12 protein-coding genes are annotated in these 11031 nt (G+C 70.9%); 5 read left to right on the plus strand and 7 right to left on the minus strand.

Going from position 1 to position 11031, the window contains the following annotated elements; all coding sequences use genetic code 11:
- Positions 1-61 precede the first annotated feature (61 nt).
- Both AN218_RS14640 and AN218_RS14645 read left to right on the plus strand, forming a co-directional pair.
- A complete protein-coding gene (locus tag AN218_RS14640; RefSeq protein ID WP_070017337.1) occupies positions 62-709 on the plus strand; it encodes a response regulator in 648 nt (215 codons plus the stop codon).
- Between the two features lie 173 nt (positions 710-882).
- Positions 883-1911 carry a 6-phosphofructokinase gene (locus tag AN218_RS14645; protein WP_070017329.1) on the plus strand — a complete coding sequence of 343 codons (1029 nt, stop codon included), beginning with the start codon at positions 883-885 and terminating at the stop codon, positions 1909-1911.
- A gap of 114 nt (positions 1912-2025) precedes the next feature.
- Here the strand turns inward: AN218_RS14645 and AN218_RS14650 are convergent, their stop codons facing one another.
- Positions 2026-4026 carry an anthranilate synthase family protein gene (locus tag AN218_RS14650; protein ID WP_070017330.1) on the minus strand — a complete coding sequence of 667 codons (2001 nt, stop codon included), beginning with the start codon at positions 4024-4026 and terminating at the stop codon, positions 2026-2028.
- 114 nt (positions 4027-4140) lie between these two features.
- Positions 4141-4206 (minus strand): trp operon leader peptide, encoded by a 66-nt coding sequence (locus tag AN218_RS39060; protein ID WP_107421447.1) that lies wholly within the window; start codon positions 4204-4206, stop codon positions 4141-4143.
- A 99-nt stretch (positions 4207-4305) separates the two neighbouring features.
- Between AN218_RS39060 and AN218_RS14655 the strand changes: the two genes are divergently transcribed.
- Both AN218_RS14655 and AN218_RS14660 read left to right on the plus strand, forming a co-directional pair.
- The gene (locus AN218_RS14655) at positions 4306-5655 is read left to right on the plus strand and encodes a class II 3-deoxy-7-phosphoheptulonate synthase (protein WP_070017331.1); all 1350 of its coding nucleotides are present in this window, start codon (positions 4306-4308) and stop codon (positions 5653-5655) included.
- Between the two features lie 204 nt (positions 5656-5859).
- Complete coding sequence (locus AN218_RS14660; RefSeq protein WP_070017332.1) at positions 5860-6141, plus strand: (2Fe-2S)-binding protein; 282 nt, start codon at positions 5860-5862, stop codon at positions 6139-6141.
- A 64-nt stretch (positions 6142-6205) separates the two neighbouring features.
- On the opposite strand, the gene bfr is transcribed toward AN218_RS14660, so the two are convergent.
- Complete coding sequence (bfr, locus tag AN218_RS14665; protein WP_070017333.1) at positions 6206-6694, minus strand: bacterioferritin; 489 nt, start codon at positions 6692-6694, stop codon at positions 6206-6208.
- A 199-nt stretch (positions 6695-6893) separates the two neighbouring features.
- Here bfr and AN218_RS14670 point away from each other — a divergent pair, with 199 nt between their 5' ends.
- Positions 6894-7517, plus strand: coding sequence for a sulfite oxidase-like oxidoreductase (locus tag AN218_RS14670; protein ID WP_070017334.1), 624 nt, complete (start codon positions 6894-6896; stop codon positions 7515-7517).
- Positions 7518-7536: 19 nt separating this feature from the next.
- Here AN218_RS14670 and AN218_RS14675 read toward each other — a convergent pair whose 3' ends face one another.
- The 4 genes from AN218_RS14675 to AN218_RS14690 all read right to left on the minus strand — a co-directional run.
- Positions 7537-7986: a DUF4396 domain-containing protein gene (locus AN218_RS14675; protein WP_070017338.1), complete on the minus strand. Its 450-nt coding sequence runs from the start codon at positions 7984-7986 to the stop codon at positions 7537-7539.
- 2 nt (positions 7987-7988) lie between these two features.
- Positions 7989-8864 (minus strand): deoxyribonuclease IV, encoded by an 876-nt coding sequence (locus AN218_RS14680; protein WP_070017335.1) that lies wholly within the window; start codon positions 8862-8864, stop codon positions 7989-7991.
- 4 nt (positions 8865-8868) lie between these two features.
- On the minus strand, positions 8869-9633 hold the full coding sequence (locus AN218_RS14685; RefSeq protein ID WP_070017336.1) for a transglycosylase SLT domain-containing protein: 765 nt from the start codon (positions 9631-9633) through the stop codon (positions 8869-8871).
- Between the two features lie 472 nt (positions 9634-10105).
- The coding region (locus AN218_RS14690) for a PASTA domain-containing protein (protein WP_141747582.1) at positions 10106-11031 on the minus strand (926 nt) is incomplete at its 5' end.

Consider the following 11031-nt stretch of genomic DNA (forward strand, 5'->3'; position numbering starts at 1 on the left):
GGACTCCGCGGCCGCCGCGGAGTCCGGTGCGGCCGGGGAGACACCCCGTCCGGTGAAGGTGATGGTCGTCGACGACCATCCGATGTGGCGCGACGCCGTGGCGCGCGATCTGGGCGAGGCCGGTTTCGAGGTGGTGGCGACGGCGGGCGACGGACCGCAGGCGGTACGCCGCGCCCGCGCCGCCGCCCCCGACGTGCTCGTCCTCGATCTGAACCTCCCGGGCCTGCCCGGGGTGGAGGTGTGCCGCAGACTGGTCGGCGCCGGTTCGCAGTTGCGCGTCCTCGTGCTCTCCGCGAGCGGCGAGCACGCCGACGTACTGGAGGCGGTCAAGTCCGGTGCCACGGGCTATCTCGTGAAGTCCGCGAGCATGGAGGAGCTTCAGGACGCGGTGCGCCGCACGGCAGTCGGCGACCCGGTCTTCACACCGGGCCTGGCGGGCCTCGTCCTCGGCGAGTACCGCAGGCTGGCCTCCGATCCGGCGCCCGCCGCGGGCTCCGACGAGCCGGCCGCGCCGCGGCTGACCGAGCGGGAGACCGAAGTGCTGCGGCTCGTCGCCAAGGGCCTGAGCTACCGGCAGATCGCCGAGCGCCTGGTCATCTCGCACCGCACCGTGCAGAACCATGTGCAGAACACCCTCGGGAAGCTCCAGTTGCACAACCGGGTCGAGCTGGTGCGGTACGCGATCCAGCGGGGCCTCGACGAGGAGTGAGCCGGGGTGCGGGCGGAGGCGTGAGCCGTGCTCCCGCCGCCCCGCGCGCATAACCGATCCAAAAACCTCTCCGCGCCCTGCCCCGGGTGATGTGGATCACCGCTAGCGTGGCCGCAGTTGCGTACAGGCCGTGCGGCGCGCTGCTCGCGCGGCGAGGTGAGAAGGGAGATCCCATGCGGGTCGGAGTGCTCACGGGCGGCGGCGACTGCCCCGGACTCAATGCGGTGATGAGGGCCGTCGTGCGGAAGGGCGTCCAGCGGTTCGACTACGACTTCGTCGGGTTCCGGGACGGCTGGCGCGGACCGCTGGAGGGCGACACCGTCCGGCTCGACATCCCCGCTGTGCGCGGCACGCTGCCCCGCGGCGGCACGATCCTGGGCTCCTCGCGGACGAACCCGTTCAAGGAGGAGAACGGCGTACGGCGCATCCAGGACAACCTTGTCAAGCACGAAATCGACGCCCTCATCGCCATCGGCGGCGAGGACACCCTCGGTGTCGCGGCCCGGCTCACCGACGAGTTCGGGGTCAAGTGCGTCGGCGTGCCCAAGACGATCGACAACGACCTGTCCGGAACCGACTACACCTTCGGCTTCGACACCGCGGTGAACGTCGCCACCGAGGCCATCGACCGGCTGCACACCACGGCCGAGTCGCACATGCGTGTCCTCGTCGTCGAGGTCATGGGACGGCACGCGGGCTGGATCGCCCTGCACTCCGGCCTGGCCGGCGGCGCCAACTGCATCCTCATCCCCGAGCGCCGCTTCGACGTCGACGAGGTGTGCCGGCACGTCGAGTCCCGCTTCAAGGCGAGCTACGCGCCGATCGTCGTCGTCGCCGAGGGCGCCATGCCCAAGGACGGCGAGATGGTGCTCAAGGACGACTCGTACGACTCCTTCGGGCATGTGCGGCTCTCGGGCGTCGGCGAGTGGCTGTCGAAGGAGATCGAGAGGCGTACCGGCAAGGAGGCCCGTACGACGGTCCTCGGCCACGTCCAGCGCGGCGGCACCCCGACGCCCTTCGACCGCTGGCTGGCCACCCGCTTCGGGCTGCACGCGGTCGACGCCGTACGGGATCAGGACTGGGGGAAGATGGTCGCGCTGAAGGGCACCAAGATCGTGCGCGTGCCCATCTCGGAGGCCACCGCGACGCTGAAGACGGTCGATCCGGAGTTGTACGACGAGGCCGAGGTCTTCTTCGGCTGAGGCCGCGCCGGTTCCCGGGTACCGGTCCCCGGGCCCGCGGCGGGCGCGTCCGTACGCACTCGCCGCGGGCCCGGCCCGGTTCCGTCCCGTGCCGGCCCGTCCCGTCCGGAGCCCTCAGCCGGGGGCGTCGGCCACCGCGACCGAGGTCAGCAACTCGCCCACGATTCCCGGCCCGTTCAGCGTCAGCACCGACTCGGGGTGGAACTGCACCCCGGCGAAGCCCGCGCCGCGCAGCGCGTGCACCTCGCCCGTCGAGGTGTCCCGGCTGAGCTCGACCCTGCCGGGCGCCGCAGCGCTCTCGCGGTCCAGCGCCTCGCGCAGCGAGCAGCGCGCCGTATAGGAGTTGTAGAAGCCGACGGTCTCCCGCCGCCCGAAGACCGGGACCGTCTCCTGCGCCCCCTGGCAGGGCCGTGCCTTCCGTACGATCTCCAACCCCAGCTCCGCGGCGATCAGTTCGTGCCCCAGACAGACGCCCAGCAGCCCGTGCCGGTGCTCGCGCAGCAGGGCGGCCGTCAGGCTCCGCAGGCTGCGGATCTTGGGATCGGCCGCGTCCCGCGGATCGCCCGGGCCGGGCCCCAGCACGACCGGGCCCTCGTGGGCGAGCGCGGCCTCGGCCAGTCCGGGTTCGTCGAAGCGCCGCACCTCGACGCCGGCGCCCGAGGCGCGCAGCAGATGGGCGAGCATCGAGGTGAAGGTGTCCTCGCCGTCCACCACCAACACCCTGCGGCGGGGCGGGACTTGGGCCGTCGCGTGCCGTCCGCCGGGGTCCTGCATCCGCAGCCAGAACGGGGCCAGATCCGCGCGCCGTGCGGCGAGCGCCGCCCGTACCCGTGGATCGTCGGCCGGACGAGGGGCCGTCGCCGTGGCCGTTCCCGTTCCCGTTCGCGGAGCCGGCGCCGCCCGGTGCCCGGAACCCGGCCGTACGCCCAGCGCCGTCAGCACCCCCGCCGCCTTCGCATGGGTCTCGGCGACCTCGTTCGCGGGCACCGAGCCCCGTACGAGGGTGGCGCCCACGCCCAGACGCAGCGTGCCGCGCACCGCGTCGACGTCGGCCGTCCTGATCAGGATCGGGGAGTCGAGGGTCTGGGCGCCTCCCGCGTCCCGGCCGATCAGGGCCAGCGCACCGGCGTAGTAGCCCCGTCCGTCCCGCTCGTGGCGCCCGATGACGCGGCAGGCGTTCTCGACCGGGGACCCGGTGACGGTCGCGGCGAACATCGTCTCCCGCAGCACCTCGCGCACGTCGAGGCTGCTGCGCCCGCGCAGCTCGTACTCGGTGTGCGTGAGGTGCGCCATCTCCCGCAGCCGCGGACCCACCACCACACCGCCCCTGTCGCCCACCGCGCACATCATCTTCAGCTCCTCGTCGACCACCATCGACAGCTCCTCGCGCTCCTTGGGGTCGGCGAGGAAGTCCAGCAGCCCGTCGGCCGAGGGGCCCTCTGGAGGATGCCGGTAGGTGCCGCTGATGGGATTCATCACGACGGTGCCGCCCGACATCCGCACATGCGCCTCGGGGCTCGCGCCCACCAGGACCCGCTCGCCGGTGTGCACCACGAACGTCCAGTACGCGCCGCGCTCACCGGCCAGCAGCCGCCGGAAGAGGGCGAGCGCGTCGGCACGGGAGAAGTTCGGGACGCGGGCCTCGAAAGTGCGGCGCACCACGAAGTCGGCGCCCTCGCCCGCCCCGATCTCCTCCTCGACGACGCGGCGCACGGTCCGCGCGTACTCCTCGTCCGGTACGTCGAAGGCCCCGCCCTCGGTCCGTACGCGGTGCCCGGGCAGCGCCGCGGCGACCTCCCGCAGCGGCAGCTCGTGCACCTCGTCCGGGACGAGCACGGTGAGCGGCGTCCCGTCGTCGCGTACGTCGAAGCCGCGCTCGCGGATCTGCCGGAACGGCACCAGCGCGAGGGCGCCCAGCGGGCCGTCCGGGATGTCCGCGAGCCGCGCCGCCTCGTGGACCGGCCCGGTGAGGACCTCGACGGTGCCGGGCGGACGTCCCGGGGTGCGCCGGTGCAGCAGCGCGAAGGGCGGGCCGTCGGCACGCAGCAGCCGCGCGAGGAGCCGCTCGGCGCTCGGCTCCGGTACGGGGTCCGGTACGGCGGAGGGTCGGGACATGGGCGTTCCTTCCTGCAAGGCGCAGGTCACGCGCGGAGGAAACGGCCCCGGACACGACGAAGGCCGCCCCTCGGGCGGCCTTCGCGTCTGTCGCTGTTCGTGGTGCGCGCGCAGTCAGTGGGCCGCCGGATGAGCGGTCCACCACCAGGTACGGGTGCAGGTGTCGGTCTGCGCGAGCATGGCCGGGAGCCTACATCAGCCCCGGCCGGGCCGGTGGTCTCCGTCTCAGCACCCGGTCATGGCGCGGTACGCCGTGCGCGACCCCGTAACCTGGGGCGCGTGAGTGCGAACGTCAACCCCGACGCCGGTGCCCGCACCTGGCGAGACCTGCCCGCGGCGCAGCAGCCGGAATGGCCGGACCGAGAAGCCCTGCACGAGACCGTCGCGGAGCTCGAGTCCTATCCGCCCCTCGTCTTCGCCGGCGAGTGCGACCAGCTCCGTGCCCGGCTGGGCGCGGTCGCCAAGGGCGAGGCGTTCCTGCTGCAGGGCGGGGACTGCGCCGAGGCGTTCGACCAGGTCAGCGCGGAGCACATCCGCAACAAGCTGAAGACGCTGCTGCAGATGGGCGCCGTGCTGACGTACGCGGGCTCCGTCCCGGTCGTCAAGGTGGGCCGGATCGCGGGCCAGTACAGCAAGCCGCGCTCCAAGCCGACCGAGACCAGGGACGGCGTGACCCTGCCGTCGTACCGGGGCGACTCCGTCAACGGCTTCGAGTTCACCCCGGAGGCCCGCACCCCCGACCCGGGCCGGCTGAAGCGGATGTACCACGCCTCCGCCTCCACGCTGAACCTCGTACGCGCCTTCACCACCGGCGGCTACGCCGACCTGCGCCAGGTGCACGCGTGGAACCAGGACTTCGTCAAGCGCTCGCCGTCCGGGCAGCGTTACGAGGCGCTCGCGCGCGAGATCGACCAGGCGCTGAAGTTCATGCACGCCTGCGGCACCGACCCGGAGGAGCTCAAGACCGTCGAGTTCTTCTCCTCCCACGAGGCGCTGCTGCTCGACTACGAGTCGGCCATGACCCGTACGGACTCGCGCAGCGGCAAGCTGTACGACGTCTCCGGGCACATGGTCTGGATCGGCGAGCGCACCCGCCAACTGGACGGCGCCCACATCGAGTTCGCCTCCCAGGTGCGCAACCCGATCGGTGTGAAGCTGGGCCCGGGGACGACGCCCGAAGAGGCGCTCACGCTGATCGACAAGCTCGACCCGGACCGCGAGCCGGGCCGGCTGACCTTCATCACGCGCATGGGCGCCGGCACCGTACGGGACCGGCTGCCCACGCTGGTGGAGAAGGTCAGCGCCTCGGGCGCCCAGGTCGTGTGGGTCTGCGACCCGATGCACGGCAACACCTTCGAGGCGGCGAGCGGCCACAAGACCCGCCGGTTCGACGACGTGCTCGACGAGGTCAAGGGCTTCTTCGAGGTGCACAAGAGCGCGGGCACCCACCCGGGCGGCATCCACGTCGAGTTGACGGGCGACGACGTCACGGAGTGCGTGGGCGGCGGCGACGAGATCTTCGTCGGCGATCTGCACCAGCGCTACGAGACGGCGTGCGACCCGCGCCTCAACCGCAGCCAGTCACTCGATCTGGCGTTCCTGGTCGCGGAGATGTACCGGGATCAGTGAGCGCCCGCGTCCCGGGCGGCGACAGCGCGCGCGGGGCCGGACCACACAGGGGTGGGGCCCGCATCACATCGATGCGGGCCCCACCCCTGTGTTGTGGACACCGGGCGACGGGTAAGGTTAGGTTAACCAAGGTTAGGTTTACCTCATCAAGCTGACGACCTGACCTGACGAGCCGCCTTCACGAGCCGCGCCTGGGAGGACCGCGTGTACGTATGCTCCTGCTTCGGCGTCACGGACAGCCAGGTCCGTGCACACCAGGAGGCCGGGGCCTGCACACCGCGCCAGATCGCCTCGGTGAGCAAGGCCGGTACGGACTGCGGTTCGTGCGTACGCCGTATCCAGGGGCTGCTCGGACGCGGCGGGTGCCCGCGGCGTCAGACGGAGAGCACCGCCGAGCAGACCGCGCCCGCCTCCGCGCCCGCGTCGATGCCGGCCGCCGAGCCCGCTTCCGTACCGTCCGCGCCCTCGGTGGCCGAGGCCGCCTGACGCCGGAGCGGGAAGCCGCCGGTTCTCCGCGCCACCGGTCCCTTTCCGCATCTCTCCGTGACGGTCAGGTCTCCGACGGGGCTTCCTGCTCGACCAGTTGCGCGATGTAGAGCGGTTCGCCCAGCTTCTCGACGAGTTCGAGCTGGGTGTCCAAGTAGTCGATGTGGTGTTCCTCGTCGGCGAGGATGTCCTCGAAGATGTTCGCGGAGGTGATGTCCCCCTTGGAACGCATCACTTCGACTCCGCGCCGCAGCCGGTCGATCGCCTCGACCTCGATCTGGCGGTCCGCCCGGAACATCTCCGTCAGCGTCTGTCCGACGTTCACATGGAAGAGCCGCTGATAGTTCGGCAGCCCTTCCAGGAACAGGATGCGGTCGGTGAGCCTTTCGGCGTGACGCATCTCGTCGAAGGACTCGGCGCGGGTGTAACGGGCGAGCTTCGGCCAGCCGAAGTGCTCCTGCATCTTGGCGTGCAGGAAGTACTGGTTGATGGCGGTCAGCTCGGCCGTCAGTTGTTCGTTGAGGAATTCGATGATCTCGGGATCGCCCTGCATGGCTGCGGGCTCCTTCCAGGAATGGAAAAAGTGCCAGGTGCGCAGCGCGCGCGCCCGCGCATCCTCGCACCGTGTCGTCAGCCGGTCCAGTAAGCGAAGGCTTACCGAAATCGGCCGAATTGGCGAGTGGAAAGCGTTCGCACAAGCCCTTGCCGGGGTGCCGGTGAGTGGCGATCCCGGGGTCTGTCACCATGGGGTGATGGGTCAGTCGCAGAGTCCTGAAGGGGAGCAGCAACCGCTTCCGCCAGGACAACGGCTTCAGCGCGGCTGGCCGGTCACGCATTACGGTCCGGTGCCGAAGTTCAAGCCCGACCGGTGGGATTTCCAAGTCTTCGGCGCGACGGCCGACGGTGAGAACCACTCCTGGAACCATGAGGAGTTCACGGCACTTCCGTACGAGACGGTCGTCGGCGATCTCCACTGCGTCACCAAATTCAGCATGACGCGCGCCGAATGGGGCGGCGTACTCGCTGCCACGGTCCTCTCGCTGGCGCCTCCCGCCGACGACGTCACACACGTCATGGTGTGGGCCGAGTACGGATTCAGCTCGAACCTGCGGTTCGCCGACTTCGCCGCTCCCACGAGCATCTTCGCGACGCATCGCGCCGGCGAACTGCTCACCGCCGAACACGGTTTCCCGCTGCGGCTGGTGGTGCCTCAGCTCTACGCGTGGAAGGGCCCCAAGTGGGTGCGCGGCGTGGAGTACATGACGACCGACCGGCGCGGCTTCTGGGAGGAGCGCGGCTACCACAACATCGGCGACCCCTGGAAGGAACAGCGGTACTCCTACCAGGAGGATCCCGGCGACGGCCCCGAGCTGTAGCCCGCCCCAGGCGCCGGTTTCAGTGGTGGGCGTGCACCACCGCGTGGCCCTTGCCGCGGCCGATCATCCAGCGGTTCACGGGAGTTGTGACGACGAAGGCGACGGCGAACGACAGCGCCAGCGAACCCCAGAAGAGCAGATCCGCCAGGCCCGCGTCGAGCGCTCCGGGGACCAGCGCCACGACGCTGTTGTCCACGGCCTCCATCACCGCGATCGAGACGGTGTCGGCCGCCAGCGCCACCTTGACGGCGCCCGCGAGGCCCATGCCCGCCCGCAGCACCGCGTACAGCGTGAGGCTGTAGCCGAAGAAGAACGCGAGGACGATCGCCGTGATCATCGTCGGCACGTTGTGCCAGGCGAAGGCCGTACCGATGACCAGTCCGAGGATCTCGCCGACGGCGCAGCCGGTGAGGCAGTGCAGCGTCGCGCGGGCCGCCGTGCCCCAGGGGGCGCCTGCGGGCTGCGGCATGGTCACTCGCCGCCCCTCCGCAGATCCTTCAGCAGCGCCACGTCCGCCGCATGGCCCTCCTTGCGGCCGGGGGTCTCGATGACGAGCGGTACGCCCTCGGTCGCGGGGTGGGTCATCAGCTCCGCGAACGGGCCGGAGCCGATGTGTCCGGAGCCGATGTTCGCGTGGCGGTCCTTGTGGGCGCCGGCGACGTCCTTGGAGTCGTTGGCGTGGATGAGCCGGAGGCGTCCGGGGCCCGTCACCGACTCCAGCTCGTCCAGCGTCCGCTTCACTCCGCCCGGGGCGGCCAGATCGTGCCCGGCGGCGAAGACATGGCAGGTGTCGAGGCAGACGCCGAGCCGCGGATGGGCGCCGAGGACCTCGAAGTACGGGCCCAGCTCCGCCACGAGGGAGCAGAGCGAGAACCCCTGGCCCGCCGTGGGCTCCAGCAGCAGCCACGGGTCGTCCTCGTGCGTCAGCTCCTCCAGCAGCGGCCGCAGCAGCCGCCCCACCTGCGCGAGGGCCGTCGCCCTGTCGCGTCCGCCGGTCGCCGATCCGGTGTGCACGACGACGCCGGACGCGCCGATCTCGCGTCCCCTGCGGAGCGAATGACGGAGCGACGCGACGGAGCTGTCCGCCGTCGCCGCGGTGTGGGAGCCGAGATTGATGAGATAGGGGGCGTGCACGAACGCGGGCATGTCCCGCTGCGCGCACGCCGCGCGGAATTCTTCGTCCTGTTGCGGTGATCCCGAAGTCGTCGCCCAGCCGCGCGGGTTGGCGACGAAGACCTGTACGGCCTCCGCGCCGATGCCGTCGGCGTAGGAGACGCCAGTGGCGGCCAGGCCCCCTGCTACGGGGACATGGCCGCCAATGGGATTGCGGTGTCGCTTGGTTGTCACACGGTCAGTATGCCGAGTTGACGTTGTCCATCGAACCGTACTTGTCCGCCGCGTAGTTGCAGGCGGCGACGATGTTGGCGACGGGGTCGGTGATGTTCTTCGAGGTGCCCTCGACGTGGTACGCGTCGAAGGTCGGCTGGATGGTCTGCAGCAGGCCCTTGGACGGGGTGCCCTTCTGGGCGTTGATGTCCCAGTCGTTCACCGCGTTCGGGTTGCCGCCGGACTCGCGGATGATGTTCCGCTTGATGCCCTCGTACGATCCGGGGATGTTCTTCTCCGCCATGATGTCGCGGGCCTCGCGGATCCAGCCGTCGAGGTTCTCGGGGTAGTTCTTGGCGGCTGCGGGTCGGTCGGCCGAGCGGGACGCCTTCTCCGCCGCGGCCTTGCGCTCGGCGGCGGCCTTCTTCGCGGCCTCCTCCTTCGCCGCTTCGGCCTTGGCGGCCTCCGCGCGCTTCGCGGCGACGGCCTTCTGCTCCGCGACGGCCTGCTTCTGCGCGGCCACGACCTGCTCGGTGCGCTGGACGTCGGAGTCGAGGGTGCCCTGCTTGGCGGCGCCGAGCTCCACCTTGTGGGCGGCGGAGTCCCTGTTGCTCTCGGCGGCCGCGGTCGAGGCGCTCACCTTCTTGGCGCTGGACTGGCTCCGGTCGCCTGCGTCGGCGGTGCCGGGAAGCACGGTCAGCGCGACGGCAGCCGCACCCACCGCGGAAACACCCACCGCGGAGTAGCGAGTGAACTTGGGACTGCGTACGTAACCGGGAATCCTGGGCATTGAGCGAACCTTTCAATTGCTTGCGTCGCAGAGGCCGGAAAGGCGTTCTACGCCGAGTTCCGAATCCCCGGCGCGTGCGACCGAAGCAATTGTTAGAGGGTCCGAAAACAGAGCTCAAAAATGTGACGTACTATCCCCGGTCGTTTATCGGGGGCCGATGAGGGCCGTCGGAAGGGCCTCGGGTGCGCATGTGAAGCGGCGGCATGGACGCGGAGGAGCACTAAGCACCGTCGTAAGTGATTTAGGCCCTATGTCCGGAGTCACATCCGCGGCGTCCGGTCTCACGGGGCGTGAGGATCCGTGCGCGGCTCGCGGCCCGACGACGGTTCCGACAAGGGTTCCGACGACGGTGGTGCGGACGCCCGTACGGGAGCGTCCGGAGGGGAGTGCGCCGGGCCCGCGTGCTCAGGCGTCGCCGCTGCTCAGGAGCGGCCGGCGGTCAGCGGTGGGCAGCCGTCCGGCGGCCCGGCCGTCAGCGGAGCCAGATCGTCACGTCGGAGCCGCGGGGGGCCTTCTTCCCGCCGTCCGGTGACTGGCTGAAGACCTTGTTGCCGAAGAAGATCCGGCGCACGGTCACCTTGAAGCCCGCGTTCTCGAGCTTCTTGCGCGCCTGCTTCCTGCCGAGGTCCTCCACGTCCGGGACCTTCACCATGTCCTGGCCCTTGGAGATGGTGAGCGTGACGGTCTCGCCCTCGGCGGCCGTGGCGCCCTCCTCGGGGGACTGGCGCGCGACGCTGCCCTCGTCCTCCTCGGAGAAGACGCGGTCGGGTGCGATGCGGACCTTCAGGCCCTCGTCGGTCAGGTCGTCCCTCGCGGAGTCCTCGTCGTCGCCGACGACGTCCGGCACGTCGACCGGGGCGCCCTTGGAGACGGACAGCGCGACGGGCGTACCGGGACGGCGCTTGCTGCCCGCGTCCGGCGAACTGGCGATCACCGAGCCGCGTGCCGTGTCGTCGCTGAACTCCTGCTTGACCACGCCGGTCTCCAGACCGGCGTCCTTCAGTTCGCGCTTGGCCTCGGCGAGCGGCGTCCCGTTCAGATCGGGCACCTTGACGATCTCCGGGCCCTTGGAGACGACGAGGCCGACGGTGCCGGTCCGGCGGATGCGCGCGCCCGGGTCCGGGTCGGACTCGATGACGTGTCCGCGTTCGACGCGGTCGCTGAAGTCACGGGTGACGGTCACGTCCAGGCCGGAGTCGCCGAGGACCTTCCGGGCCTGGGACTCCGTCTTGTCCAGGACGGCCGGGGTCTGCGTGAACTGGCCGGAGTTGATGTACCAGACGCCCGTGCCCACCAGGAGCAGCAGCGCCACGGCGAGGGTCGCGAGGAAGCCGCGGCCGCCGGCGCGTCCTCTGCGGCGGCCGCCCTCGTCGGGCGGCGGCGGGGCGGCCCAGCGGG

It is taken from the genome of Streptomyces nanshensis, assembly GCF_001751255.1.
GTDB classification, from domain to species: Bacteria; Actinomycetota; Actinomycetes; order Streptomycetales; family Streptomycetaceae; genus Streptomyces; species Streptomyces nanshensis_A.